At 71.2% G+C, this 24,839-nt stretch carries 22 protein-coding genes; 14 read left to right on the forward strand and 8 right to left on the reverse strand.

Annotation, left to right across the window (positions count from 1 at the left end):
• Nucleotides 1-15 precede the first annotated feature (15 nt).
• Nucleotides 16-951: a LysR family transcriptional regulator gene (locus ACOKM3_RS03975; RefSeq protein ID WP_426896921.1), complete on the reverse strand. Its 936-nt coding sequence runs from the start codon at nt 949-951 to the stop codon at nt 16-18.
• Here ACOKM3_RS03975 and ACOKM3_RS03980 point away from each other — a divergent pair.
• The 3 genes from ACOKM3_RS03980 to ACOKM3_RS03990 all read left to right on the forward strand — a co-directional run bounded on the left by ACOKM3_RS03980 (nt 907) and on the right by ACOKM3_RS03990 (nt 4,470).
• The gene (locus ACOKM3_RS03980; protein ID WP_426896922.1) at nt 907-1,590 is read left to right on the forward strand and encodes a hypothetical protein; all 684 of its coding nucleotides are present in this window, start codon (nt 907-909) and stop codon (nt 1,588-1,590) included. The two genes, ACOKM3_RS03975 and ACOKM3_RS03980, sit on opposite strands and share 45 nt — an antisense overlap.
• A 10-nt stretch (nt 1,591-1,600) precedes the next feature.
• On the forward strand, nt 1,601-3,007 hold the full coding sequence (locus ACOKM3_RS03985) for an MFS transporter (protein WP_426896924.1): 1,407 nt from the start codon (nt 1,601-1,603) through the stop codon (nt 3,005-3,007).
• A 200-nt stretch (nt 3,008-3,207) separates the two neighbouring features.
• Nucleotides 3,208-4,470, forward strand: coding sequence for a hypothetical protein (locus ACOKM3_RS03990; protein WP_426896926.1), 1,263 nt, complete (start codon nt 3,208-3,210; stop codon nt 4,468-4,470).
• A 10-nt stretch (nt 4,471-4,480) separates the two neighbouring features.
• On the opposite strand, the gene ACOKM3_RS03995 is transcribed toward ACOKM3_RS03990, so the two are convergent.
• Complete coding sequence (locus tag ACOKM3_RS03995; RefSeq protein ID WP_426896928.1) at nt 4,481-5,350, reverse strand: fumarylacetoacetate hydrolase family protein; 870 nt, start codon at nt 5,348-5,350, stop codon at nt 4,481-4,483.
• 71 nt (nt 5,351-5,421) lie between these two features.
• Between ACOKM3_RS03995 and ACOKM3_RS04000 the strand changes: the two genes are divergently transcribed.
• From ACOKM3_RS04000 to ACOKM3_RS04010, 3 genes are read left to right on the forward strand one after another with little or no spacing between them, the layout of a single operon-like run.
• Nucleotides 5,422-6,144, forward strand: coding sequence for a FadR/GntR family transcriptional regulator (locus tag ACOKM3_RS04000; protein WP_426896930.1), 723 nt, complete (start codon nt 5,422-5,424; stop codon nt 6,142-6,144).
• Nucleotides 6,145-6,175: 31 nt separating this feature from the next.
• Complete coding sequence (locus ACOKM3_RS04005; protein WP_426896932.1) at nt 6,176-7,426, forward strand: DUF3500 domain-containing protein; 1,251 nt, start codon at nt 6,176-6,178, stop codon at nt 7,424-7,426.
• Nucleotides 7,427-7,442: 16 nt separating this feature from the next.
• Nucleotides 7,443-8,678 (forward strand): MFS transporter, encoded by a 1,236-nt coding sequence (locus tag ACOKM3_RS04010; RefSeq protein WP_426896934.1) that lies wholly within the window; start codon nt 7,443-7,445, stop codon nt 8,676-8,678.
• On the opposite strand, the gene ACOKM3_RS04015 is transcribed toward ACOKM3_RS04010, so the two are convergent.
• Complete coding sequence (locus tag ACOKM3_RS04015) at nt 8,608-9,387, reverse strand: IclR family transcriptional regulator (protein ID WP_426896936.1); 780 nt, start codon at nt 9,385-9,387, stop codon at nt 8,608-8,610. The two genes, ACOKM3_RS04010 and ACOKM3_RS04015, sit on opposite strands and share 71 nt — an antisense overlap.
• A gap of 147 nt (nt 9,388-9,534) precedes the next feature.
• Here ACOKM3_RS04015 and ACOKM3_RS04020 point away from each other — a divergent pair, with 147 nt between their 5' ends.
• A complete protein-coding gene (locus ACOKM3_RS04020; protein ID WP_426896938.1) occupies nt 9,535-10,728 on the forward strand; it encodes an FAD-dependent monooxygenase in 1,194 nt (397 codons plus the stop codon).
• A gap of 100 nt (nt 10,729-10,828) precedes the next feature.
• Nucleotides 10,829-11,194: a DUF1330 domain-containing protein gene (locus ACOKM3_RS04025; protein ID WP_426896940.1), complete on the forward strand. Its 366-nt coding sequence runs from the start codon at nt 10,829-10,831 to the stop codon at nt 11,192-11,194.
• Nucleotides 11,195-11,440: 246 nt separating this feature from the next.
• Here the strand turns inward: ACOKM3_RS04025 and ACOKM3_RS04030 are convergent, their stop codons facing one another.
• The 3 genes from ACOKM3_RS04030 to ACOKM3_RS04040 all read right to left on the reverse strand — a co-directional run bounded on the left by ACOKM3_RS04030 (nt 11,441) and on the right by ACOKM3_RS04040 (nt 16,892).
• Nucleotides 11,441-14,203, reverse strand: a complete 2,763-nt coding sequence (locus tag ACOKM3_RS04030; protein WP_426896942.1) for a helix-turn-helix transcriptional regulator — start codon at nt 14,201-14,203, stop codon at nt 11,441-11,443.
• 131 nt (nt 14,204-14,334) lie between these two features.
• On the reverse strand, nt 14,335-16,218 hold the full coding sequence (locus tag ACOKM3_RS04035; RefSeq protein WP_426906696.1) for an ABC transporter ATP-binding protein: 1,884 nt from the start codon (nt 16,216-16,218) through the stop codon (nt 14,335-14,337).
• A gap of 80 nt (nt 16,219-16,298) precedes the next feature.
• Nucleotides 16,299-16,892 (reverse strand): TetR/AcrR family transcriptional regulator, encoded by a 594-nt coding sequence (locus tag ACOKM3_RS04040; RefSeq protein ID WP_426896944.1) that lies wholly within the window; start codon nt 16,890-16,892, stop codon nt 16,299-16,301.
• Between the two features lie 104 nt (nt 16,893-16,996).
• Here ACOKM3_RS04040 and ACOKM3_RS04045 point away from each other — a divergent pair, with 104 nt between their 5' ends.
• From ACOKM3_RS04045 to ACOKM3_RS04055, 3 genes are all read left to right on the forward strand, one after another.
• The gene (locus ACOKM3_RS04045; protein WP_426896946.1) at nt 16,997-17,818 is read left to right on the forward strand and encodes an NAD(P)H-binding protein; all 822 of its coding nucleotides are present in this window, start codon (nt 16,997-16,999) and stop codon (nt 17,816-17,818) included.
• A 150-nt stretch (nt 17,819-17,968) separates the two neighbouring features.
• Nucleotides 17,969-20,242, forward strand: a complete 2,274-nt coding sequence (locus ACOKM3_RS04050) for a glycoside hydrolase family 3 N-terminal domain-containing protein (RefSeq protein WP_426896947.1) — start codon at nt 17,969-17,971, stop codon at nt 20,240-20,242.
• A 74-nt stretch (nt 20,243-20,316) separates the two neighbouring features.
• Complete coding sequence (locus ACOKM3_RS04055; protein WP_426896948.1) at nt 20,317-21,084, forward strand: crotonase/enoyl-CoA hydratase family protein; 768 nt, start codon at nt 20,317-20,319, stop codon at nt 21,082-21,084.
• 27 nt (nt 21,085-21,111) lie between these two features.
• Here ACOKM3_RS04055 and ACOKM3_RS04060 read toward each other — a convergent pair whose 3' ends face one another.
• The gene (locus ACOKM3_RS04060; protein WP_426896950.1) at nt 21,112-21,972 is read right to left on the reverse strand and encodes a GNAT family N-acetyltransferase; all 861 of its coding nucleotides are present in this window, start codon (nt 21,970-21,972) and stop codon (nt 21,112-21,114) included.
• A gap of 137 nt (nt 21,973-22,109) precedes the next feature.
• Here ACOKM3_RS04060 and ACOKM3_RS04065 point away from each other — a divergent pair, with 137 nt between their 5' ends.
• The 3 genes from ACOKM3_RS04065 to ACOKM3_RS04075 all read left to right on the forward strand — a co-directional run bounded on the left by ACOKM3_RS04065 (nt 22,110) and on the right by ACOKM3_RS04075 (nt 23,732).
• Nucleotides 22,110-22,934 carry an SAM-dependent methyltransferase gene (locus tag ACOKM3_RS04065; protein WP_426896952.1) on the forward strand — a complete coding sequence of 275 codons (825 nt, stop codon included), beginning with the start codon at nt 22,110-22,112 and terminating at the stop codon, nt 22,932-22,934.
• A 134-nt stretch (nt 22,935-23,068) separates the two neighbouring features.
• Nucleotides 23,069-23,245: a hypothetical protein gene (locus ACOKM3_RS04070; protein WP_426896954.1), complete on the forward strand. Its 177-nt coding sequence runs from the start codon at nt 23,069-23,071 to the stop codon at nt 23,243-23,245.
• Nucleotides 23,246-23,537: 292 nt separating this feature from the next.
• The gene (locus ACOKM3_RS04075) at nt 23,538-23,732 is read left to right on the forward strand and encodes a CsbD family protein (protein WP_426896955.1); all 195 of its coding nucleotides are present in this window, start codon (nt 23,538-23,540) and stop codon (nt 23,730-23,732) included.
• 63 nt (nt 23,733-23,795) lie between these two features.
• Here ACOKM3_RS04075 and ACOKM3_RS04080 read toward each other — a convergent pair whose 3' ends face one another.
• Nucleotides 23,796-24,704, reverse strand: a complete 909-nt coding sequence (locus tag ACOKM3_RS04080; protein ID WP_426896957.1) for a YceI family protein — start codon at nt 24,702-24,704, stop codon at nt 23,796-23,798.
• Between the last annotated feature and the right edge of the window lie 135 nt (nt 24,705-24,839).

Below are 24,839 nucleotides of genomic sequence, written 5' to 3' on the forward strand. Positions count from 1 at the left end.
AGCCGGTAGGCCGGTTCATAGCGGTGCACCGCCCGGCTGACCGGAGGGCACCAGGTTCGATGCCGACGCCTTGATCAGGTCGAGGGCCTGCGCCACCACCGGGTGCCGGGAGCCTCCCTTGCGGGTCGCGGCGAGGATGCGGCGGGCCGGGGCGGGTTCGCCGGAGAGTGGGATGCGGGCCACCGGCCATTCGGTGTTGATGCGGGCGAGGCGCGGCACCAGGATCACGCCCAGGCCGTGCGCCACCATCGCCGTGCCGGTGTCCCACTCGTCGGACTGGTGGCCCATGTCGGGCATGAACCCGGCGGCCATGCACGCGGTGACCAGCAGGTCGTGGTACGTGGTGCCGGGCGTGCCCACGATCCACGTCTCGCGGGCCGCGTCCGCGAGGACGACCCGCTCGCGCGCCGCCAGCGGATGGTCGGCCGGGACGACCAGGTCGAGGGGGTCGTCGAGGAGCGGCTGCTGCTCGAAGCGCTCGTCGGTCAGCGGCGGCGAGTCGGCCGTCACCACGACCAGGCCGAGGTCGGCCTCCCCCGTGAGCAGCAGCTCGAAGCAGCGCGCCGGCTCCGCCTCCACAAGCCGCACCCCGAGTTGCGGATGCCGGTCGCGCAGGGTCGCGGCGGTGGACGGCAGCAGCCGCGTGGCGGCCGTCGAGAAACCACAGAGCGTGAACGATCCGGTCTGCACGTCGGCCATCGCCGCGAGGTCGCTGCGCGCCCGCTCCCACTGCGCCTCGAGGACGGCCGCGTGCCGCAGCAGCGTACGGGCGGCGGCGGTCAGCTTGATGCCCCGGCCCGCGGGTTCCAGGAGCACCACGCCGACCTGCTCGGCCATCTGCCTCAGCTGGTACGAGACCGTCGAGGGCTTGAGCCCCGCGGCCTCGGCGGCCGCGGTCACGCCGCCGTGCGCCTCGACCATCTGCAGCACCTTGAGCTTGGGATCGATCATTCGACCATTCTGCACGGTCCCATGCAAGATCGTGTAATTGTGTCGATGAGTCACCGATGGCACCCTGCGGTGGTGTTGTTCCGCTTCATCGCCCGGGCCACGGCAGGCCTGTTTCTCGCAGTCGTTCCCGCAGTCCTGATCGCCTCGGAGCAGGCCGGTCCGGCCGTCGTCTGCTGTATTCCGTTGGCCGTTCTCGTGTGTTCCGCGCTCGCGCGGCCGTTCGCCACGGAATGCGGCAGCCGCCCCGTCCAATTCGCGGGGCTGACCGCCCTGTTGATGAGCCTTTCCGTGGTGTCGTTGACGGCTGCGCAGTGGCCTGCCGGGATGTCGGTCTGGCCGACCGTGGCCGCCTCCGTGTTCGCCGGATTCGGTCACGGTCTCGCCCGCGGCGTGCGCGCACCCGCCGTCTCCTGTCCGAGCCTCGGCCTGCCGGTCGTCGCCACGGGGCTGCTCACGGCCGTGTGCTCGGCTGCCACGGCGACGGCCCTGGTGGCCTCGGTGGTGGCGCTGCTCGTCTTTCCGGCGACCGGCGCCGCCCTCGGGACCGGCCGCACCGGACGCCGCCCGGACCGGCGCATTCATTGGATCGACCTGAACCACCTGTGCGGGAATCCCACCCGCAGTACCGCGCAATTCTGAGGAGTAGTACGTGCCAGCCGCGCACACCGTTTCCGAGCTTCCCGATACCGAGGCGGGCCCGGCCGACGAGACATTGGTGACCGACCCCAAGGTGACCAGGCGGGCCGTGGGCGCCGCAGCCATCGGAAACATCACCGAGTGGTTCGACTTCGGCGTCTTCGCCAATCTGACCCCAGTGCTCACCGCGGTGTTCTTCACCGGCGCGAGCCCGGCCGTCGGCACGATCGGAACCCTCGGCCTGTTCGCGGTCGCCTTCCTGGTGCGCCCCATCGGCGGCATGTTCTTCGGCCCGCTCGGGGACCGGATCGGCCGCACCAAGGTGCTGTCGATCACGGTCATCATGATGGCCATCGGCACGTTCGTGATCGCGTTCATCCCCGGTTACGAGACATGGGGGCCCGCCGCCCCGCTGCTGATGCTGCTCGCCCGCCTCGTGCAGGGCTTCTCGACCGGCGGCGAGTACGGCGGCGCGATGACGTTCATCGCCGAGTACGCCCCCGACAAGAAGCGCGGATTCCTCGGCAGCTGGCTGGAGTTCGGCACGCTGACCGGCTATCTCCTCGGCGGCGTCGCAGGACTGGTCATCCAGCTGCCGGGCGTCATGTCGCACGAGGACCTGCTGTCCTGGGGCTGGCGCATTCCGTTCCTGATCTCCGGCCCGATCGGCATCATCGGCCTCTACCTCCGCCTGAAGCTGGAGGACACCCCCGCGTTCAAGGCCGCCGTGGCCGAGCAGCAGGGCCGTGAGGGCAATCAGACGCTCAAGGAGATCCGCCGGGTCTTCACCGACCACTGGCGGCCCATGCTGATCTGCATGGGCCTGGTGCTCGTCTTCAACGTCACCAATTACATGCTCACGACGTACATGCTGGAGTACATCGACAAGTTCGCCCCGTCGGTGAGCCCCACCTGGGCGCAGCTCCTGGAGATCGCGGTGCTCGCCGTCGGCATGCTGCTGATCACCTTCGTCGGCCGGCTCTCGGACCGCATCGGACGCAAGCCGGTGCTGTACTTCGGCTGCGGCATGCTGATCGTGCTCGGTGTTCCTTCCGTGCTGCTGATCCAGCAGAACACCCTGACGTCGGTCTTCTTCGGCCTGGTCCTGATGTCGCTGATGCTGCTCTGCTTCAACAGCACCATCCCCTCCACGCTCCCGGCGCTGTTCCCGACGGACATCCGCTACGGCGGTCTGTCGATCGCGTTCAACCTCTCGGTCTCGCTGTTCGGCGGCACGACCGCCGTCGTCAACGCCCTTCTGGTGGAGGCCACCGGCGATGTCAACGTGCCCGGCTACTACCTGATGGCGGCGGGTGCGATCGGCGCTGTGGCCGCCTACTTCGCGGCGGAGTCCGCGGGACGGCCGCTGCCGGGTTCGGCCCCGGCGGTGGAGGCCCGGGCGGTCGAGGCCCGCGCCTGAGACACGTCGTGCTGTCACCACCCCGGTCGCATCTGTTGAAACTTGTGTGACCGGGGTTTTGGCGTTGTCCGGATGATGTCGCGAGCCTGTCACAGCGGAACAGTTCCGCGCATCGCCGTGCCTACGGTGTCGGTGCAGTGGACAGCGATCCCCCCACACAGAAACGGACAGCAGTGACTCGGCACTTCACCTCTCGCCGCATGATCCTGGGCGCCTCGGGCGCCGCCCTCCTGACCGCCGCGTGTTCGCCGTCGAACGATGCCAAGTCCTCCGGCGCCACGTCCTCCGGTGCCAAACAGTCGGACGCGAAGGCCTCGTCGTCGAAGTCGGCCTCCGAGTCGGTCGAGGGCAAGGCCGCCGCGGGCAAGGCCCCGGGCGCCGCGCCCGACGGCGCCCTCGGCGTGAACTTCAACGAGGACCCCGCGGGCCTCGGCGCCGCCCAGCTCCAGGCCCTCTCCGCCACCTGGGTGCGCGGCTTCGTCCCGATCACGCCGGGCGATCTCGAAGGCGACGTCACACAGCAGCGCGCCATCAAGGCACTCCTGACCGCGCACGGTGACGGCCGCAAGACGATCCTCTCGCTCAAGTTCCCCTACGCGCTGGGGCCCACGAAGGGCCCGCTCCCCGCGCCCGGCAGCGCCGAGCTGAAGGATCTCCTGGCGCTCGTGGACCGGGTGCTGGCCGCCGTGCTCGGCAAGGTCGACATCCTCACGATCGGCAACGAGCCGTTCCTGGAGACGCTGCCGGAAGAGCGCAACAAGACGCTCAACGTGTTCTACGAGACCCTGGCCCGCCATGTCATCGAGTACCGGGGGCAGCACGGCGGCGCGGGCTCCGGGACCAGCCTCTACATGGGCGCGCTCAACAACCTCGACAGCCCGGAGGGCCGCACGCCCGCGACCGAGCGGTGGCTGCGGTTCGTCAACAAGACCCCCGAGCTCGCCGGCGTCGACATCCACCCGCACGTCACGTCGCTGCAGAACGCCGCCAAGTTCTTCAACTACGTGGTACCGACCCTGCGTTCGGACCAGAAGTTCCTCGCCACGGAGTTCTCCCTGGTCCAGTTCTGGAAGCAGCACATGCACGACCCGGTGTCCCCGGCGTTCGCCGAGCGCTACGACGTGGACCCGGGCCGGAAGGTCTGGCAGGTGATCGGGGACGCCATCCAGCAGCCGTTCCCGCAGGCGAAGTGGAACGACTTCGTCTCCATGACCCAGTGGTTCGACAACAGCAGGAACTACCTCACCGAGCAGATGAAGGCGTTCCGCGACACCGGGAAACTGGCGGTGGCGACCTACGGGGGCCTGCAGATCGAGTCGATGGCCTCGGGCTGGGACGACAAGAAGACGCCGTGGATCCTCAACCCCCTGTACGCCAACCGGACCGTGCGACCGGGCGCGGGCGGCACTCTCGGCCGCAATGTCTGGTTCGACCAGTTCAAGGCGCTTCAGAAGACCGGCTGAGCGCTGCCGGTCAGCGGGCGACGGTGGCGGCGTGCCGCACGTCGTTGGCCACCACCGTGTTGCGCAGCCGCCCGAGGCGTTCCACCTCCACCTCCACCACGTCGCCGGGGTGGAGCAGCCACGGGGGCGTGCGCGCGTAGCCGACTCCGGAGGGTGTGCCGGTGGCCAGCAGGTCACCGGGGCGGAGGGTGAACGTACGGGAGATGTGGGCGAGCGTGTCACCGACGCCGTACACCATCTCGTCGGTGCGGCCGTCCTGGACGATCTCCCCGTTCACCCGGGTGACCACGCGCAACCCCTCGCGCAGATCGCCGACTTCGGCCGCCGGGACCATCGGCCCGAGCGGGCCCGAGTTGTCGCCGTTCTTGCCGAGGATCCACTGCGAGGTGAGCTTCTGGGCGCGGCGTGAGGTGAGGTCGTTGAACGTGGAGTAGCCGACGACCGCCGCCAGGGCTTCCTCGGGGGTGGCGTCCACGAGCGGCGCCCCGACCCACGCGACCACCTCGCCCTCCCAGTCCAGGCCGTCCTCGCCGGACGGGACGGGGACCTCGGCGCCGTCGACGGTGAGCGACTGCGTCCAGCGGGCGAACAGCGTGGGGTGCTCGGGCAGTTCCTGGTCGCGGAAGGTGCCCTCCGCCACGTGCTTCAGGTAGTTGAGGCCGATGCAGACGACGCGGGCGTCGGGGCGCACCGGGGGCACGAAGGTCACGGTCGAGGCCGCGAGCGTCGGCCCGTCGGCGCCGGCCGCGAGATATGCGGAGGGGTCGGACCAGAACTCCTCCAGCGGGGCCAGCACGGTCACCTCCCGCCCGCTGTCGGAGAGTTGGGCCACGTCCGTACCCCTGTCCGAGCCCGGCTGCCGGATACCCACTATGCGCATGCGCTGCTCCCACATCGGAGGAAACCTCCAATCCCTTTAAAGGTTCGGAGGTTTGTGCTTCGATGGCGACTATGCCTGACGAACCAGCCGCCCGACAAGCGGTCCTCGGCGGCCTGGGCGCCGCGCCCCGCCGCACGCGCGCCGAGCAGCTCGCCGCCGATCTCGACGCCCGCGTCCGCTCGCTCGGCCTGCACGCCGGCGACCCCGTGGGCACCCTCGACTCCCTGCGGGAGGAGACGGGTTACGCCTATTCGACGGTCAGCGAGGCGGTGCGGATCCTGCGGGACCGCGGGGTGCTGCAGATCCGTCCCGGCCGGGGCGGCGGCCTCTTCGTCGCGGACCGGGGCCCGGTGGTGCGCCTGCGCCATACCCTGCTCGACGTACGGGACGAGCCGGAGACGGTCGCCGATGCCATCGAACTCCGCGACCACCTGGAGGTGTTGGTCGACATCGGCGCCGCCCGCTGCCGCACCGACGCGGACGTCGCCGAGCTGCGTACGCTCCTGGAGGGGATGCGTGCGGCGCCGGACTGGGACGCGTTCATGCGGGCCAACTGGGCGCTGCACGAGCGGATCGCGGCGATCTGCCCCAACCGGATGGCCGCCGCCGTCTACACCGGGACGCTCGGCCACCTCAACGCCTCCGCCTCCTCCCGGCTCGACGACGACGCGGAGGCCTCGCAGCGGTACCGGGCCGAGCGGTGCGGGGCGCACGAGGACCTCGTCGAGGCCATCGCCGCGGGCGACGAGTCCGCCGTGCGCGCGGCCGTGGCCCGCCACAACACGACCATTTAGGGCCCTGGAGCCCGTCCGGGAGGAACGCCTGATGTCATCCGCCGCGTACCGCGAGTACCTCTTTCCGCCGGACCACCCGCGCATCCAGGAGCTCAAGGGCCTTGACCCGTACGCCTATCGGGAGGTCGCGCGGGCCGAGGGCACCTTCACGGGCGAACTGATCCGGGGCTGGACGCCGCTCTACAAGAACGACTTCCGGGGCATCACGGAGAACGGCTCGCTGTGCGAGGGCCTCCACCCCCTCGAACCTGCGAAGCCGGGCGAGGAGGCGCCGGTCGGCGACATGGTCTCCGCAGCAAGGGAGTTGCTCGACACACTGGACGCGGAGAGCCGGGACCGGATCTGCCACGCGGTGGACGCGGTGGAGTGGCAGACGTGGGCCAATCCGGAGTTCATGCAGTTCGACACGGGTCTGCGGCTCGAGTTCCAGCCGCCGGAGGTGCGCCGCGCGGCGCTCGCCCTCGTACGGGCGTCGCTCAGCGCGGAGGGGTACGACGAGGTCCGCACGATGATGCGGATCAACGGTTTCCTCGGCGAGGTCGTCGAACTCGAGAACATCCTGGGCGAGTTCAGCTACAACATCGCCCTGTACGGCACGCCCGACGCGCACGCCCCGTGGGGCTGGCAGCTGTTCGGCCACCACTGTGCCGTCAACTGCCTTGTGGTGGAGGGCCGTTCGACCGTCGGACCGGTCTTCCTCGGCGCGGAGCCCAACGAGATCGACGCCGGGCCGCACGCCGGGACGACCGCGTTCACCGAACGTATCGCGCTGGGCCGACAGGTCATGGCGGCACTCACTCCCGAACTGCGCGCCGCGGCCACCATGTACGAGCGGATGGTCGACCCGGGGATGCCGGAGGGCCGGGTGCACCCCGGCGACGAGCGGCATCTCGGCGGCGCGTTCCAGGACAACCGTGTGATCCCTTTCGAGGGCGTACGTGTGCGTGAAATGCCTTCGGCCGCACGCGAGTTGGTGACGGCGACCGTGGAGGAGTTCCTCAAGCTCCTGCCGCCCGGGCCCCGCGCCGCGCGGATGCGGGAGGTGCGCGCGCACCTGGACGACACGTGGTTCTCCTGGATCGGCGGCCACGGCCCGGACGACGTCTTCTACTACCGCGTCCAGTCCCCCGTGGTCATCGCCGAACTCGACCACCACTGCGGGGTGTTCCTCGACTACGACTCCCCCAAGCCGTTCCACGTCCATACCGTGCTGCGCACGCCGCACGGCAATGACTACGGCCGGAGTTGGGTGCGACAGTGGCAACAGGGGCGTCACCAGTGACCGAGGAGGACGCGCGATGACACGCACCACTGGCGCACGCATGGCCACGGCCCTCGGCCTGGCCATGCTCTGCATCGAGGGGTACGACCTCTTCATCCTCGGCGCGGTCGGCCCCTCCCTCCTCAACCACCCCGGCTGGGACGTCACCAAGTCCACGCTCGGCCTGCTGGGCAGCCTCACCGCGCTCGGCATGCCCATCGGTTCCGTCGCGGCGGGCTGGGCCGGGGACCTGTACGGGCGGCGGCTGCCGATGGTCATCAGTCTGGCCTGGCTCTCCGTCTGGATGCTGCTGAGCGCGGTCGCGGGGACGCTCGGCCTCTTCGCCGCGACCCGTTTCGCCACCGGCATCGGCCTGGGGGCACTCATCCCGCTGGTCACCGCGTTCGTGAGCGAATCGGCCACACCCGCACGCCGCAACCTGCAAGTCGGCACCGCCCTGACCGGCCTCGCCTTCGGCGGCATCATCACGGGCGTCCTCGGCCGCGCGCTGCTGCCCGCGTGGGACTTCCGCTCGCTGTTCCTCTTCGGTGTCTTCCCGCTCGTGCTGATACCGGTGGTGTGGCGGCTCGTGCCGACGTCGGTGCCGTCGGCGACCGGTGAGGGGCGGACCGCCTCCGCCAACCGTCTGGGCGAGATCCTCGTCGCCGAACACCGCAGGGCGACCCTCCTCTTCTGGGCGGCCACCTTCACCGGCCTCGTCCTCGTCTACGGGGCGGGCACCTGGCTGCCGACCCTGATGGTCAAGAACGGCTACGACCTCAGCTCGTCCCTGGAGTTCTCCATCGCGTTCAACGCGGGCGCGGTCCTGGGCACACTCGCCGCGGTCGTGCTCGCCGACCGCGGTTTCCTGAAGTCCGCCACGGTGGTGAGCTTCGTCCTCGCCGCCCTCGCGATGATCACGTTGAGCACTCCGCAGCCCCGCCCCGTGCTGCTGCTCGCGTCGGCGGTCGCGGGGCTCGGCGCCCTGGGAACGCAGAACCTGGTCAACATCGCCGTCGCCCACTACTACCCGCCCCACCTGCGCGGCACCGGCCTCGGGTGCAGCCTCGGGGTCGGCCGCATCGGCGCCGTGGTGGGCCCGAGCTACCTGGGCGCGGTCACCGTCCTGTTCGCCTGGCCCAAGGCAGGCTTCTACGCGTTCGTGGTCCCGGCGCTGCTGGGGGCGGGGCTCGCGGCGATGTTCAAGGGCACCTCACGCCGCTCTGAGGCCGCCACCCCAGCCCGCGCGACACCGCGAGCCCGCTGGCGATGACCGCGGGCCGCACCGCCCGCAGATCCGCGGTACCGGCCCGTACGACGACGCCGAGCGCGGCGACCACCGCCCCGTCGGCGTCGAGGACGCGGGTGGCCACGGAGTCCACGCCGGGCGAGGTCTCCCCGTACACCGTGGCCGCCCCGCTCTCGCGCACCTCGGCGAGCTCGGCGCGCAGCCGCTCGGGCTCGGTGAGCGTCCGCGGAGTGGGCGCCGGGAGCCCGTCCCGTACCAGTACGTCGATGAGTTCGGGATCCGCGTGGGCGAGCAGCACCTTGCCGACGCCCGAGCTGTGCAGGGGCAGCCGCCCGCCGGTCCTGAACTCGACGTCGACCGCACGTTCCGCCGAGAGCCGCTCGACGAGCACAGCCGACGTACCGTCAAGCACCGCGATCTGCACGTGCTGACGCAGCGCGGCGTGCAGATCCTCCATGTACGGCAGCGCGACCGTGCGCAGCGGAAGGCTCAGCGGCGCCAGCGTGCCCAGCTCCCACATCCGGATCCCCACCGTGAACGTGCCGTCCCGCGCCCGGTCGAGCGCGCCGGCCTCGACGAGTTCGAGGGCGAGCCGGCGCACCGAGGCGTGCGGAAGTCCGGTGGCGCGGGTCAACTCGGCGAGCGTGAGCCGGGATCGGCCGGCACGGAAGGCGAAAAGGACATCGAGCAGGCGCGCACTCACACTGCGCCCCGGCTGCCCGGTACGCGACATACGCCCCTCCTTCCCTTGCTCCCCATGGGTAGTTGACGCCGATGTTCGCTCAATGAACATAGCGGTTACGCCGGTTGGCGGAGAGGGCGAGGATCCCAGGGTGCCGCGAGGACAATGACGTACGCGGCGGAGTCCAGGAGGAAGCCAGTGCGCAGCAGGCAGCAGACAGGACCTCGGATCGCGATCGTGGGCGGCGGCATCGGCGGCATGGCGGCCGCGGCGTTCCTCCATCGCGCGGGGCTGACCGTGACCGTCCACGAGCAGGCGGCCGCGCTGACCGAGGTCGGCGCGGGCCTGGTGCTCGCGCCCAACGCGGTGCGGCCGCTGCGCGCGCTGGGCGTGGCGGAGTCCGCGCTGCGCCGGGCCGTGCCGCTGGACTGGGGCTGGGAGTTCCGCCGCTGGGAGGACGGCACGGTGCTGTCCGCGGAGCGCCTCGACGGGGTGTGCGAGCGCCTCTACGGGGAGCGCACGTACACCGCGCACCGCGCCCATCTGCTCGACGCGCTCAGGTCGGCGGTGCCGGACGAGGCGGTGCGGCTCGGGGCGCGCTGCACGGCCGTCGAACCACACGCCGACGGCGTACGCCTGACCTTCGCCGACGGCTCCCGCACCGACGCCGACATGGTCATCGGCGCGGACGGCATGCACTCCCTCGTCCGCGAGGCGGTCGCCGAGCCGGAGCGCCCCCGCTTCTCGGGCCTGTGCGCCTTCCGCACCGTGGTCCCCGCCGCGGCGGCCCCCGCCTTCGCCCTCCGCCGCGCCCAGACACTGTGGCTGGGCCCCGGCCATCACTTCGTGCACTATCCGATCTCCGGCGGTGCGGGCGTGAACGTGGTGGCGTTCGCCCCGGCGACGGACGAGACGGAGGAGTCGTGGAGCGCGACGGCCACGGTCGAGGAGTTCCACGCGGAGTTCGCCGACTGGGACGAACGGGTGTCCACCCTCATCAAGTCCGGTTCCACTCCCGGCCGTTGGGCCCTGTACGACCGGCCGCCACTGCCCTCGTGGACCCACGGCCGCATGACCCTGCTCGGCGACGCCGCACATGCGATGTTCCCGTTCTACGGCCAGGGGGCCGCGCAGGCACTGGAGGACGCGGCGGTCCTGGCCCGCTGCCTCGCCACCGACCCGGACACCCCGGACCGGGCCCTCGCCCGCTACGAGTCGGAGCGCATCCCGCGCACCACCCGCCTCCAACAGGCGAGCCACTCCCGCGCCGACACCAACCACCTGCCGGACGGCCCGGAGCAGCGGGCACGGGACGCGGCGCTCGGGGACGCGGATCCGTTGGTGGGAAGCGGGTGGATCTACGGGTACGACGCGTGGGCCCCTGCCGGGTAGCGGCAGGCGACGGTGGGCACGGTCGCAGCACCGACATACCGCTTGGTACGCTCCGGGCCCACAGACCGACGACATACAGGACCACGAAGGGGAGTTGACCGTGGCGGTCGATCCGAAGGGTGCCGATCTCAAGCGACTGCTGGCCGAGGACCCGGGCGGCCCGGTCGTGATGCTCAACCTGCTGCGCTTCGCTCCGGACGGCCGGGCCCTCTACCAGGAGTACGCGCGCCGCGTGGAGGAGACGTTCCTCCCTCGCTACGGCGGCGAGGTCCTCTACTCAGGCTCGGGCGACTCCCCGCTGGTCGCCGAGGAAGGCCAGGCCTGGGACGCGGTGCTCCTCGTCCGCTACCCGAGCCGCGAGGCCTTCAGCCGCATGGTGTCCGACCCGGAGTACCAGGAGGTCACCGGGCTGCGTACGCGGGCGTTGAGGGAGGCGGTGTTGCAGCCGTTGGTGGAGGGGGTCTGAGCACCCGGGCCGACCTGCGGCGTTGCGCCGACTACAGCACCTGTCGTACCCCCTGGCCCCCGATCCCAGGGTTTTCCCCGTGGCCCAGGGGTCCGGCCGGGTCCATCGTGGAGACACGAAAGCACACGGGGGCTTTCGACACGGGGGACCCTACGGGGGAACAACGGGGATCCCACGGGGGACAACGGGGGACTGGGGGTGCCCGGCGCGGGCACCCCCACTGTCTGTGCGCACATCAGGAGTGTGTCAGGGGTGGGCCGATTCGCTGAGCAGGCGCACGAGTTGGGCCCGGCGGTGCACTCCGTCCAGCTTTCGGTAGATGTTGCCGAGGTGGAACTCGACCGTCTTGACGCTGAGGAAGAGTTGTTCCGCCGCTTCGTGGTTGGTGACTCCGCGGCCGACCGCCAGGGCCACGCGGAGTTCCTGGGGAGTCAGGCCGTCCAGAGGTGTGGGGCCCGAGTCGACGCGGTCGCCGCCCGCGGCGTGGAGTTCGGCGGCGGCTCGGCCCGCCCAGCCGGTCGCGCCGAGGCGTTCGAAGGTGGCGAGGGCGCGCTGCAGTCGGCGGCGGGCCTCGCTGCGGCGGCCGAGGCGGCGCAGGAGTTCGCCGCATGCGAAGTCGGTCCTGCCTCGCTCGAACGGGGCCTGGATATCGGCGAGTTCGGCGAGGGCCCGGTCCATGTGCCACTCGGCGTAGGCCGGTTCGAGCATGCCCCGGCAGCGGGCGGCGGCCGCGGCGGTGATGGGGCGCCTGCCCCGGCCCGCCTCGTGGTCCAGGACACGCAGCACCTCGTACGCCTCGTCGGTGCGGTGCAGATGAACGTAGGCCTCGGCGAGGTCGGCGGCCCAGGAGAGATAGAGGCCGTCGCCGCGGCCGTTGGCGAGGGAGAAGGCGCGTACCTCTTCCAGGTGTGTCGCCGCGTCTTCGTAGCGCCCCAGGCCGAGTTCGAGGAGGCCGAGCGCTCCACGCGCGCGTGCCGCGTCCATGGGGAGTTCGGCGGCCGCGGCCAGGGAGCGGCACTGCGCCTCGTGACGGCGGCAGTCCGCCTCCCTGCCCAGGACGGCTTCCGTGCGGGCCTGCGCCGCCAGTGCGCGGCACACCTCGATGACCCGTCCCGTGTCCTCGCCGAGGCGGGCGGATTCGTCGGCGTGGGCGAGCGACGCGTTCCACTCGCCGCGCCAGAACTCGACGACGGAGAGCGTGCCGAGGAGGTGTGCCAGGAGGCCGACCGTGCTGGAGGAGCGGGCCGCGTGCACCGCGCGGTCGAGGAGCGCGTGGCCCTGGTCCAGCTCCTCCGTGGCCAGGTAGCACAGGCCCCCGACGCCGGAGACCGGGTAGGGGAAGGACAGGTCCGGTACGGCCAGGGGCTTTTCGAGGTCGTGGAGCAGGGCCCGGCCGTCCGCCGCGTTGCCTCCCAGGAGTTCGACCAGTGCGTGCAGGAGGCGTACCGGCAGGGCCGCCGCCGCGTCGCCGAAGGCGTCCGCGAGCTGCATCGATTCGGCGGACGTGGCGCGGGCCGCCGTGAGGTCTCCGATGGCGAGTTCGGTGAGGGTGATGCCGCCGAGCATCACGGCGGCGAGCGCGGGGTCGACGCGGCGGGCCTCGTCGACGGCGGAACGCAGCTGCTCGCGCGCGCGGGCGGGGCGGCCGCGCTGGATGTCCACGTAGCAGAGCAGTTGGCGCAGTTCCAGGCGGGTGCGTTCGTGTGCGGCGTGGTCGAGGGCGTGGTCCAGGAGGTCGGCGGCCTCGTCGAGCGAGCCCGCGGCCTGGGCGGCGCGGGCGGCGGCGAGCAGGCGGCGCGCCTTGCCCTCGTCGTCGGGGGTGAAGCGGGCGGCGTGGGCGTAGAGGCGGGCGGCGAGCGGGAAGGTGAGGCTGGCCGGGCCGCCGGAGGCCGCCTTCGCGAGCGCGGCGGCGACCTCTTCGTCCGGGTCGGCGCCCGATTCGGACAGGTGCCAGGCGTAGCGTTCGAGTGCGGCGGGGGCGCGGGCGCCCTGGAGGGCCCGTGCCACGGTGCGGTGGGCGCGCCAGCGGCGGACGGCGGTCGCGCCGTGGTAGACGCCGGAGCGGACGAGCGGGTGCCGGAAGATGTACGCGCCTCCCTCGACTGTCATCAGTCCGGCGCGCTCGGCCGGTTCGAGGTCCGCGTAGCTCAACTCGTGGGCGCGCAGCACCCGTTCGGTTCCGGCGAGCGGGCGGGGGCCGAGGACCGCGAGCAGCAGCATGGCGTCCCGGGTGCGGTCGGGGAGCCGGGTGATGGCGCTGTGGAAGGTGCGGGCCAGGATGTCGCCGATGGGCAGCGGGGCGCCGCTGTCGGGGCGGTGGCCGCCGTGGGCGATCAGGGCGGGGAGTTCGACGAGGGCGAGCGGGTTACCGCGGGCCTCGGACAGCAGCCACTGGACGTCGTGCGCCGGCAGCGACTCCGCGGCCTCCTCGGCAACGAGTTCGCGGGCCGCCCCGGCATCGAGACCCCGGAGGCTCAGGGACTCCACGGGCGCGAGCCGGGAGGCGGTCTCGTCGGTGTCGCGGGTGGCGAAGAGGGCGACCACGCCCTCGCGGCCCAGGCGGCGGGTCGCGAAGGCGAGGGCGTCCAGGGAGTACGGGTCGAGCCACTGGGTGTCGTCGACGACGACCAGGACTGGACCCGATTCGCTGATCGCGCCCAGCAGGCTGAGCGTGCCGGCGGCGACCGCGAACCGGTCCTGCGCGACGGCGGGGCCGAGGGCGAGGGCGCCGGTGAGGGCCGCGGCCTGCCGTTCGGGGATGCGGTCGAGGTGGTCGGTGACCGGCCGGAACAGGTCCGCGAGCCCCACGTACGGCAGTTCGCTCTCCGACTCGATGCCCTGCGTGTGCAGCCGCGTGAGGTCACGGGCGACGGATTCGGCGTAGCCGAGCAGGCTGGTCTTCCCGATGCCCGCCTCGCCACGGACGACCAGGGCGGCGCTGTGACCGGTGCGCGCGCCGTCGACGAGGTCCTCGAGGCGCGCGCATTCCGCTGTGCGACCTACCAGCATGCGGTCAGGGTAACCTGCGGTCACGTGGCGGTGTGAGTGGTCAACTGGCCGTTGGCGCGGATGATTTGGGGCCCCGCGGCGCCGCTCCGACGCCACGGGGCTCCGCTGCTCATGCGCCGCAGGGGCTTGATTTACGCGGCCTCCACGACCTCCGCTCCCCCGAACTGCGTCCGGTACAGCTCCTCGTACCGGCCACCCCGCACCACGAGCTCCTCGTGCGTCCCCCGCTCCACCACTCGCCCCTCCTCCACCACAAGGATCTGGTCGGCGGAGCGGATCGTCGAAAGCCGGTGGGCGATGACCACGGCCGTACGGCCCTCCAGCGCCTCGGCGAGCGCCTCCTGCACGGCCGCCTCCGAGGTGTTGTCGAGGTGGGCGGTGGCCTCGTCGAGGATGACGACGCGCTGGCGGGCGAGGAGCAGCCGGGCGATGGTCATGCGCTGGCGTTCGCCGCCGGAGAGTCGGTAGCCGCGTTCGCCGACGACCGTGTCCAGGCCGTCCGGCAGGTCGCGGACGAGCGCGTCAAGGCGGGCGCGGGTCAGCACGTCCCACAGCTCGGCCTCGCTCGCCTCGGGGCGGGCGAGCAGCAGGTTGGCGCGGATGCTGTCATGGAAGAGGTGTCCGTCCTGCGTGACCATGCCGAGCGTGGCGCGCAGCGAGACGGCGCTGGCGTCGCGTACGTCGAGGCCGCCGATGCGGACGGCCCCGCCATCGGTGTCGTAGAGCCGCGGCAGCAGCGACGCGATGGTCGACTTGCCGGCTCCGGAGGAACCGACGAGCGCCACCGTCTGGCCGGGTTCGGCCCGGAAGGAGACTCCGTGCAGCACCTCGGCGCCGCCGCGTGTGTCGAGGGAGGCGACCTCTTCGAGCGAGGCCAGTGACACCTTGTCGGCGGAGGGGTAGCCGAAGCGGACGTCGTCGAACTCGACGGCGACCGGGCCCTCCGGGATCGCGCGGGCGTCGGGCTTCTCGTCGATGAGCGGTTCGAGGTCGAGCACCTCGAAGACCCGCTCGAAGCTGACGAGCGCGCTCATCACCTCGACGCGGGCGCCGGCGAGCGAGGTGAGCGGCGCGTACAGGCGGGTCAGCAGCAGAGCAAGGGAGACGACCGCGCCCGCCTTCAGGCTGCCGGTCAGCGCGAACCAGCCGCCGAGGCCGTACACGAGTGCCAGCGCGAGGGCGGAGACAAGGGTGAGCGCGGTGATGAACGCCGACTGCGCCATGGCGGTGCGTACGCCGATGTCGCGTACCCGGCGGGCGCGCTCCGCGAACTCGGCCGACTCGTCGCCGGGCCGCCCGAACAGCTTGATCAGTGTGGCGCCCGGCGCGGAGAACCGCTCGGTCATCCGCGTCCCCATGGCCGCGTTGTGCGCGGCGGCCTCGCGCTGGAGGCGGGCCATGCGGGAGCCCATGCGGCGGGCGGGAAGCACGAAGACCGGCAGGAGGACGAGAGCGAGCAGCGTGATCTGCCAGGACAGCGCCAGCATGACGGCCAGGGTCAGGATCAGCGTGACCACGTTGCCGACCACACCCGACAGCGTGTTGCTGAAGGCGCGCTGCGCGCCGATCACGTCGTTGTTGAGGCGGCTGACCAGGGCTCCCGTGCGGGTCCTGGTGAAGAACGCGACGGGCATGCGCTGTACGTGGTCGAAGACGGCCGTGCGCAGGTCGAGGATGAGGCTTTCGCCGAGGTTCGCGGAGAGCCAGCGGGCCAGCAGCCCGATGCCCGCCTCGGCGACCGCGATGACCGCGATGAGGAGGGCCAGGCGGATGACGCGGCCCTCGTCGTGACCGCCCACGATCGCGTTGACGACCGTGCCCGCGAGCATCGGCGTCGCCACGGCGAGCAGCGCGGTCAGGATGCTCAGGAACACGAACTGGGCGATGCGGCGCCGGTGCGGCCGGGCGAATTCGGCGATCCTGCGAAGGGTCGCGCGGGCGAAGGGACGGCCCTTGGGCCCGCCGTCCTGGGCGTTCATGACGCTGTGCAGCTGCGTCCAGGCTGTGGTCTCCATGCTCATGCCGATGACGTTAGGACCTCAACCAATCTTGAGGTCAAGCAAAGCCAACAACAATCAGGGGCGCATGTGAACGGTCAAGCGCGCAACAGGCGCAGCACCCGCGCCAGTTGCTCGGAGTAGTCGCGCTGGAAGTCCGGGTCCGTCGGGCCGCTGCCGAAGATGCGCCGCACTGTGTCCGGCATCAGATGCGGGGCCATGACGAGGGCCTGGGACAGCAGCATGACCATGGCCGGGCTGATCGTGTCGGTCAACTCGCCCTCGGCCTGCCTGCGTTCGATGTCGGCGAGGTCCTCCGTGGCCGACTCGGGCACGTCCGGGCGGCCCGTCAGCTCCGACCACGCCTCCAGGCGTACGCCGCGCGGGTCCATGAAGTTGTTGCGCAGGTAGCGCAGGACCAGCTCGTCGTACGGCAGCCCGGGGTCCTGCAGCTCGACCTCGCTCTTCAGCCATTCACGGCCCAGTTCGGCGTAGATCCCGCTCTTGCCGCCGAAGTAGTAGTTGATCAACTGCTTGTTCACGCCCGCGCGGTCGGCGATCTCCTGCACCCGGGCCCCGGCGTACCCCTTCTCGGCGAAGACGTCCTTCGCGGACTCCAGCAGTCGGGTCCGGGAGTCTCCGGATGCGGGGGCGGTGGCGTCGGCGGCCCGGCGACGGGCGGGCGGATTCATGGAAGCAAGGGTATCGCCGCAGGCCACGACGTCAATCATCCGACTGGTTGACTAATTCATCCAAACGGTTGAAACTGAGGGCCGTCCCTCGAACGGAGAGAACCTTGATCCTCGTCACCGGAGCCACCGGCACCGTGGGCCGCCCCCTCGTGGCGGAGCTCGCCGCCGCAGGCCACCCCGTCCGCGCCCTCACCCGCACCCCGGACGCCGCCCGCTTCCCGGCGGGCGTCCAGCCCTGCGACAGCGCACATCCCGACCTGGACGGCGTCACGGCGGTGTTCGTGAACCCGGCGGCCCTGTGGAGCGGCGAGCAGGCTCTGCTCGACGCCGCGAAGGCGGCCGGAGTGACGCGGGTGGTCACGCTGTCCTCCTCGTCCGTCCTCTCCGGTGACAGCCGGCACGCCGTGGCCAACCGCCACCGCGAGCTGGAAGCCGCCGCCGAGTCCGCCGCCCCCGAGTTCGTCCATCTGCGGCCCGACGCCTTCGCCGCCAACGCCCGGCAGTGGATCGGCCAGATCAAGGGCGGCGACACGGTCGTGGGTCCGTACGCCCGGGCGGTCACCGCCCCCATCCATGAGGACGACATCGCCGCCGTCGCCGCCCGCGCCCTGACGGGAGCGGTTCCGTCCGGCGCGGCGCCGGTGCTGACCGGGCCCCAGGCGCTGAGCTTCGCGGAGCAGGTCGGCATTCTCGGTGCGGCTCTCGGGCGCCCCCTGCGCTACGAGGAGATCTCGCACGCGGCCGCCCGTGACGCCATGTTGTCCGGTCCCTGGATGACCGAGGAGATCGCCGACTCCCTGCTGCGTTACTTCGCGTCGTGCGTCCAGACCCCGACCCCTGTCTCCCCGGATCTGGAAGGCATCCTCGGTCGCCGCGGCCGCACCTTCGAGAACTGGGCGGCCGAGCGCGTGGCCGAGTTCCGTTGACCGATCGGCCCCCGGCGCCCCAGAAGATCGACCGCGGCGCCGACACCCCGGTCACACCTCTTGACCCTCGGGTAACCGGAACGTAACTTCGCTTCAATTCTTGTGCCCGCCACACAAGTTGCGGGCCTCGGCCTATCGGGAAGCGAACACATGCCGCAGCTGCACAGGCGTACCCTGCTGTCCGCGATCGGTGTCACCGCCGCCGCCAGTGCCGTCGTGACCAGCCAGGCCAGCGGCGCGACCGCCGCGGTCGGGGCAAAGCGGAACCCGTACGAGAGCAAGGTCCAGAGCCTCCTCGCCCGTATGACTCTCGAAGAGAAGCTGGGTCAGCTCCAGCAGCTCCCCTGGTCCTACGACCTCAATCCGGGCTCCGGCACGACGAAGGCGGTCGAGGACGCGGCGCGGGCCGGGCGGGTCGGCTCGGTGTTCAGCATCTTCGGCGCCAAGACCACCAACGAGTTGCAGCGCATCGCCGTCGAGGAGTCCCGGCTCGGCATCCCGCTCCTTTTCGGGCTCGACGTCATCCACGGCTTCTGGACCAACTTCCCGATTCCGCTCGCCCAGGCCTCCAGCTTCGACCCGGACGTGGCCCGCTCGGACGCCGAAGTGTCCGCCAAGGAGGCCCGCTCCAACGGCGTGCACTGGACGTTCGCCCCGATGATGGACGTCACGCACGAGCCGCGCTGGGGCCGGATCGCCGAGGGCAACGGCGAGGACCCGTACCTGACCGCGAAGTTCGCGGCGGCCAAGGTGAAGGGGTACCAGGGTTCGGGCTACGGCTCGAAGGACACCGTCGCCGCCTGCGCGAAGCACTTCGTGGCGTACGGCGGCGCGGAGGGCGGCCGCGACTACAACACGGTCGACGTGTCCGAGTCGCGCCTGCGCAACCTCTATCTCCCGCCGTTCAAGGCGGCGTTGGACGCGGGCGTCGCCACCGTGATGGCCTCCTTCAACACCATCAGCGGCGTCCCTGCGCACGGCAATCCGCACACGCTCACCGATATCCTCAAGAAGGAGTGGGGGTTCGAAGGTCTGGTCGTCAGCGACTACACGGGCGTTCAGGAGCTGATCGCGCACGGCTTCGCCGAGGACGGCGCGGACGCGGCCCGGCTCGCCCTCAACTCCGGCGTCGACATGGAGATGACCAGTACCAATCTCCTCACCAACGGCAAGAAGCTGCTGCGCGCCGGGAAGATCAAGGAGCGGCGGATCGACGAGGCGGTGGCGAGCGTGCTCCGCCTCAAGTACGCACTCGGCCTGTTCGACGACCCGTACGTGGAGGAGTCGAAGGCGATCAACGAGCCCTCGGCGGCCGCCCGCAAGGCGGCGCGCACGGCGGCGTCCCGCTCGATGGTCCTGCTGAGGAACGAGCGGGGCGCGCTCCCGCTGAAGAAGTCGGTCAAGTCCCTTGCCGTGGTGGGCCCGTTCGGCGACTCATCGGATCTGCTCGGTACGTGGGTGGTGCCCGCGTCGGCCGAGAAGTTCCCTTCGGTGAAGGTGCTCGACGCGGTGAAGAAGGCGGCGCCGGGTGCCAAGGTCACGTACGCGCGCGGCGTCGACCCGGAGGGCAAGGACACCGGCGGCATCGCGGAGGCGGTCACCGCCGCGAAGTCCGCCGATGTCACGATCGTGGTCGTCGGCGAGCCGCCGTCGATGAGCGGCGAGGCCGCGGCCCGCAGCGACATCTCGCTGCCGGGCGCGCAGGAGAAGCTGATCGCGGCGATCGCCGGGACCGGCAAGCCGTTCGTGGTGGTCCTGGTGGGCGGCCGGCCGTTCACCGTCGGCGACTGGCTGGAGAGCGCGCCGGCCGTGCTCGAGGCCTGGCACCCCGGCATCGAGGCGGGCAATGCGATCGCGGACGTCCTGTTCGGCACGGTGAACCCCGGCGGCAAGCTCCCGGTGTCCTTCCCCCGCACGACCGGCCAGATCCCGATCCACTACAACCACGAGTCGACGGGCCGCCCGTACGACAAGGACAACAAGTTCACGTCGAAGTACCTCGACCTGCCGCCCACCCCGCAGTTCCCGTTCGGTTACGGCCTCAGTTACACCACGTTCTCCTTCGGCACACCGAAGCTGAGCCGCTCCTCGATCCTGGCGGGGGCCCTGCGCAAGGGCGACACCTTCGAGGTGTCGGTCGAGGTCCGCAACACCGGCTCGCGCTCCGGCGACGAGGTGGCGCAGCTCTACGTACGCGATGTGGCGGCGTCGCTCACCCAACCGGTGCGCAGGCTGCGCGGATTCAAGCGGGTCACGCTGGACGCGGGGGCGTCGACGACGGTCCGGTTCCAGCTCGGAGCGGAGGACCTCGGCTTCTGGACGAACGACCCCCGCGGCGAATTCCGGGTCGAGGAGGGCACGTTCGAGCTGTACGTGGGGAACAGCTCGACGGCGGATGCGAATCTGAAGCTCACCGTCGGCTGACACCATTGCCGATCACCGTCGGCTGACACCTTCGCCGATCACCGTCAGCCGACACCGTTGCCCCGGAGGTCCCCATGCCGGTCCGCGTCGAACGCGCAGGCCGCGTCACCACGGTCGTCCTGTCCCGCCCCGAGGCCCGCAACGCGGTCGACGGGCCGACGGCGGACCGCCTTGCCGACGCCTTCCGGGCGTTCGAGGCGGACGACGCGGCGCGGGTCGCCGTACTGTGGGGCGAGGGCGGCACGTTCTGCGCGGGCGCCGACCTCAAGGCGATCGGCACGGAGCGCGGCAACCGGGTGGCGGAGGACGGGGACGGGCCGATGGGTCCGACCCGCCTGCGCCTGACGAAGCCGGTGATCGCGGCCGTGGCCGGTCACGCGGTGGCGGGCGGCCTCGAACTCGCCCTCTGGTGCGATCTGCGGGTCGTCGAGGAGGACGCGGTGTTCGGTGTCTTCTGCCGCCGCTGGGGCGTCCCGCTCATCGACGGCGGCACGGTCCGCCTCCCCCGCCTCATCGGCGAGAGTCGCGCGAGCGACCTGATCCTGACCGGGCGTCCCGTCCCGGCGCAGGAGGCGTACGACATCGGCCTCGCGAACCGCCTCGTGCCGCCGGGGAGTTCGCGCGCGGCGGCGGAGGCGCTCGCCGCGCAGATCGCGGGCTTCCCGCAGGACTGCATGCGCAGCGACCGGGCGTCCCTGCGGGAGCAGCACGGCCGGGACGAGGCGGCGGCGATGGGCACCGAACTCCGTTACGGGATGGGCGTGTTGGGCGGGGCGCTCGAAGGGGCGGGCCGGTTCGCGGCAGGGGCGGGGCGGCACGGCTCTTTCGAGGAGCACGACTGAGAGGGCGGCCACCACTGGGGGCCGGTCTCAGCCGAGTTCGAGCGTCGTCACCCCGAAAACGCGCTCCTCGGCGAACGCCCGGACCGGCCCGGTGTACATCCGGGCCGTCTCGAACCCCGGCACCAGGCCCCGTTCCTCGGCGAGAGCGACCGCCGCCGCGTTCGACGCGGGCACGTCGAGGCCGACCGGCCGCCCCGCCGGAGCGAGCGCGTCGAAGAGGGCACGCGCATCGTCCGGCGTGTCCGCGAACAGCGGCCCGATCCGCGGCATGTCCTCCCCCTCGCGCAGCACGCCGTACCCGGTCACGCGCCCGCCGACGACGCGAGCGCGGACCACGTGACCCTCCGTGGTCAGCCAGGACTCGAGGAAACGGGGCCGGTCCGCCGGATAGCAGGCACTGTCGTACGCGAGGAGTGGCGCGATATCGCCCTCGGCCGGCACGACGCCGCCGGCAGCGGGCGCGGCCTCCGCGCCGGTCGCGATCCCGGTGAACCGGACGGTGCGGTGGGCGAGTTCGAAGCCGGACTTGCGGTAGTTGCCCTGCTGGGCGACGACACCGTCGAGCCCGACGGTGCGCCCGCCCGCGTGCGCGAGCCCCGCCTTCCAGGTGGCGATGCCGTGACCGCGGCCGCGCAGGTCGGGACGGACGAGATAGCAGCCCAGGAAGGCGTACGCGTCCCCGTAGTTGACGACAGAGACGGCGGACACCGGCTCGCCGTCGATCCGCCCGAGGAAGAACCCGTCGGGATCCTGGGCGAAGAAGCTGACCCCGTCGGCCACACCGGGGTTCCAGCCCTCATCGGCGGCCCACCCACGGATCACCGGCCAGTCGGCGAGCGCGGCCCGGGAGATGTCGAGGCGTACGGGACGCTGGGGGACGTCGCTCATGCGCGGTTTCTCCTGTCTCGGTTTCCACTCCTACCAGCCATCCTCTCCCATTGCACCCACGCACTTCGCACACGTACGGCAGGATGCCCGTGCAGACGCTCGAATGCCCCCGGACGACAAGGGAGTCACAGCCACCCATGCCCTCGACGCCCGACACATCCGCCATTCCACCGCGCATCGACACCAGCAGGCCGCACCCGGCGCGGGTGTACGACTGGTACCTCGGCGGCAAGGACAACTATCCGGTGGACGAGGAACTCGGCCGGCAGATCACCACGCTGGAGCCGACGGCCAAGTACGCGGCGCGGCACAACCGTTGGTTCATGCACCGCGCGACCCGGATGCTCGCGGCGCGCGGCGGCGTCACCCAGTTCCTCGACATCGGCACCGGCATCCCGACCGAGCCGAACCTGCACCGCATCGCCCAACTCGCGGCACCCGAGGCGAGCGTGGTGTACGTCGACAACGACCCGATCGTGCTGCGGCACGCGGAGGCGCTGCTGCGCGGGACGCCGGAGGGGGTCACGCGCTACGTCCAGGCCGACGCCCGCGAGCCGGACAGGATCCTCGAACTGGCCAGGGAGATCCTGGACTTCGAGCGCCCGATAGCGGTGTCGTTGATCGCACTGCTGCACTTCATCCCGGACGAGCAGGGCGCGTACGACATCGTGCGCACCTTCGTGGACGCACTGCCCTCGGGCAGCCATCTGGTCCTGTCGCACGTGGCCGCGGACTACGACCCGTCGCGCACCCAGCAGGCGATCGACATGTACGCGGCCGGCGGGGTCACACTCGCGCCGCGCACGCACGAGGAGATGACGAAGTTCTTCACAGGGGCCGGGCTCGAGCTCGTGGACCCCGGCGTGGTCTGGCTCCCCGACTGGCACCCGGAGTTGGCCGTGGACGAGGACCGGGACGGGTCGCCGGTGCCGATGTACGGGGCGGTGGGCCGCAAGAGCTGAAGTGACCTGAGCCACCGGACCACTTGAGAGCGACAGCCCTCACGACGTCTTTACACATGACGTAACTCACACATGGCGATGGCCACGTGACGGACCGCAGCGAATAGGCGTACGGATCCCCTACGCTCTTTCACATGTCCGCCATCCCAGCCTCACGCACCGTACGGTCCGCCGACGTGGTCAACGAGCAGATTCGTGACCTGTGGGCGCGCACGGGTGGGCGCCTGAACCCCGAGGACCGCGCCGAGTACGAGTCGCTGGTCACCGAGTGGGCGTCCGCGATCGGCAGTGGGGTCGCGCAGCGCGCGTGACCCCACCCCGCGACCGCCGCCGCAGTCAGGACTGCGGGCGAGAGCCGTGATTCGCCGCGTGCTTACGGCGCGCCTTCTTCTTCCGACGACGCTTCGAGGACATGGGACCTCCCTGGGCGGAATGGGACATTTCGCCTGTTAACGATTCCATAGGCCCCAGCCGCCCGCGAGCGGGCATCCGACCGCGCGGCGCGACGCCCCGCACACGCAGCGCGACCACTCCGGATGCGCCCCTTGCCGAGCGCTCATACCGTTGCGGCAATCCCCCAGCTCAACCACGCGAGGAGCAGTCATGGGCGACAACAGCGCCATGGACAAGGCCAAGGGCAAGGCCAAGGAGATGACCGGCAAGGTCACCGGCAACGACCGGATGAAGACCGAAGGCCAGGCCGACCAGGCCCGCGGCAAGGCCAAGGAAGGCGTCGACAGCCTCCGCGACAAGGCCGAAGGCGTCCGCGACTCCCTGCGGCGCGACGACGACCGGTAACCGGTCTCGTACCGTGCGTGTGCCCTCCCGCTGAGCGGGAGGGCACACGCACGGCCGGCGCCCCTACTCCGGCGGCGTCGGCGTGTCCGCGCTGCGGTACATGGCCTGGAGGTCCATTTCGAGCTTGACCGTGGGGCCGACGACCGCGATGCCCTTGGCGAGCATGGTGCGCCAGTTGAGCGTGTAGTCCTCACGGTGGAGTTCCGCCGTGGCGAGGGCGGCGCAGCGCAGTTCCTCGGCGTAGCCGCCGTTGACGACGCCGAGGTAGCCCGTTTCGAGGTCGACCGTGCGGCTCACGCCGTGCATGGTGAGGGCGCCCTGGACGGTCCACTTGGAGCCGCCCCGGTAGATGAAGCGGTCCGAGCTGAAGTGGATGTACGGGTAGTTCTCGACGTCCAGGAAGTCGGCGGAACGCAGGTGGTTGTCACGGGTGTTGTTCCCCGTGGTGATCGACGCGGCGTCGATGCGGACCTCGACCCGCGAGTCCGCCATGTCGGGCGCGATCTGGATGCCGCCCTCGAAGCGCGTGAAGCGGCCATGGACGTGGGCCATGCCGACGTGCTTGGCGATGAAGCGGATCGCGGTGTGCGGCGGGTCGAACATCCAGGTGCCGGGCTGCGGCAGCTCCGGCGAGCGGCCCACGTGCAACTGGATCCCGGTGAGCGGCAGCGTCTCGCCCGCGACGACCTCGACCGTCTGCTGGAACGGCTCCAGACCCTCGGCGGCTATCAGGATGCTGTAGCGGCCGGGCTCCAGCGTGACGAAGACCAGGCCGAAGGGGTCGGTCGTGGCCTTCACGGAGACGCGCCCGCTCTGCGACTGCGTCACCGTGACATCGGCGCCCGGCATGGGCTGGCCGAACGGGTCGGTCACCTCGCAGTGCACGCCGCCCGCGCCCTGCGGCATGGAGTGGACGGGTCCGCCCCGCCCTGCGGAACCGGCGCCCTTACGGCGGAACAATGCGAGGGGCATGAGGGGCCTTTCTTGGACATGTGACACGAGCGCGCCCACCTTGCCATGCGCCCCGTCTGCCCAAATGGGGCGGAGTCGCGTATTCCGGCAAGCGCGTTCCCGCCAATTCACAAGACCCACACGTTTCCGGCGCCA

It is taken from the genome of Streptomyces nidicola, from assembly GCF_050106155.1.
GTDB lineage: Bacteria > Actinomycetota > Actinomycetes > Streptomycetales > Streptomycetaceae > Streptomyces.

What these genes read in the sequence shown, in the direction of transcription:
- ACOKM3_RS04050 (WP_426896947.1), top strand. Translation starts at nt 17,969, where the DNA reads ATGCCGCAGCTGCACAGGCGTACCCTGCTGTCCGCGATCGGTGTCACC.
- ACOKM3_RS03990 (WP_426896926.1), top strand. Translation starts at nt 3,208, where the DNA reads ATGATCCTGGGCGCCTCGGGCGCCGCCCTCCTGACCGCCGCGTGTTCG.
- ACOKM3_RS04065 (WP_426896952.1), top strand. Translation starts at nt 22,110, where the DNA reads ATGCCCTCGACGCCCGACACATCCGCCATTCCACCGCGCATCGACACC.
- ACOKM3_RS04040 (WP_426896944.1), bottom strand. Translation starts at nt 16,892, where the DNA reads ATGAATCCGCCCGCCCGTCGCCGGGCCGCCGACGCCACCGCCCCCGCA.
- ACOKM3_RS04080 (WP_426896957.1), bottom strand. Translation starts at nt 24,704, where the DNA reads ATGCCCCTCGCATTGTTCCGCCGTAAGGGCGCCGGTTCCGCAGGGCGG.
- ACOKM3_RS04035 (WP_426906696.1), bottom strand. Translation starts at nt 16,218, where the DNA reads ATGGAGACCACAGCCTGGACGCAGCTGCACAGCGTCATGAACGCCCAG.
- ACOKM3_RS04005 (WP_426896932.1), top strand. Translation starts at nt 6,176, where the DNA reads ATGTCATCCGCCGCGTACCGCGAGTACCTCTTTCCGCCGGACCACCCG.
- ACOKM3_RS04015 (WP_426896936.1), bottom strand. Translation starts at nt 9,387, where the DNA reads ATGTCGCGTACCGGGCAGCCGGGGCGCAGTGTGAGTGCGCGCCTGCTC.
- ACOKM3_RS04030 (WP_426896942.1), bottom strand. Translation starts at nt 14,203, where the DNA reads ATGCTGGTAGGTCGCACAGCGGAATGCGCGCGCCTCGAGGACCTCGTC.
- ACOKM3_RS04055 (WP_426896948.1), top strand. Translation starts at nt 20,317, where the DNA reads ATGCCGGTCCGCGTCGAACGCGCAGGCCGCGTCACCACGGTCGTCCTG.
- ACOKM3_RS04000 (WP_426896930.1), top strand. Translation starts at nt 5,422, where the DNA reads ATGCCTGACGAACCAGCCGCCCGACAAGCGGTCCTCGGCGGCCTGGGC.
- ACOKM3_RS04075 (WP_426896955.1), top strand. Translation starts at nt 23,538, where the DNA reads ATGGGCGACAACAGCGCCATGGACAAGGCCAAGGGCAAGGCCAAGGAG.
- ACOKM3_RS04060 (WP_426896950.1), bottom strand. Translation starts at nt 21,972, where the DNA reads ATGAGCGACGTCCCCCAGCGTCCCGTACGCCTCGACATCTCCCGGGCC.
- ACOKM3_RS04070 (WP_426896954.1), top strand. Translation starts at nt 23,069, where the DNA reads ATGTCCGCCATCCCAGCCTCACGCACCGTACGGTCCGCCGACGTGGTC.
- ACOKM3_RS03995 (WP_426896928.1), bottom strand. Translation starts at nt 5,350, where the DNA reads ATGCGCATAGTGGGTATCCGGCAGCCGGGCTCGGACAGGGGTACGGAC.
- ACOKM3_RS03975 (WP_426896921.1), bottom strand. Translation starts at nt 951, where the DNA reads ATGATCGATCCCAAGCTCAAGGTGCTGCAGATGGTCGAGGCGCACGGC.
- ACOKM3_RS04010 (WP_426896934.1), top strand. Translation starts at nt 7,443, where the DNA reads ATGACACGCACCACTGGCGCACGCATGGCCACGGCCCTCGGCCTGGCC.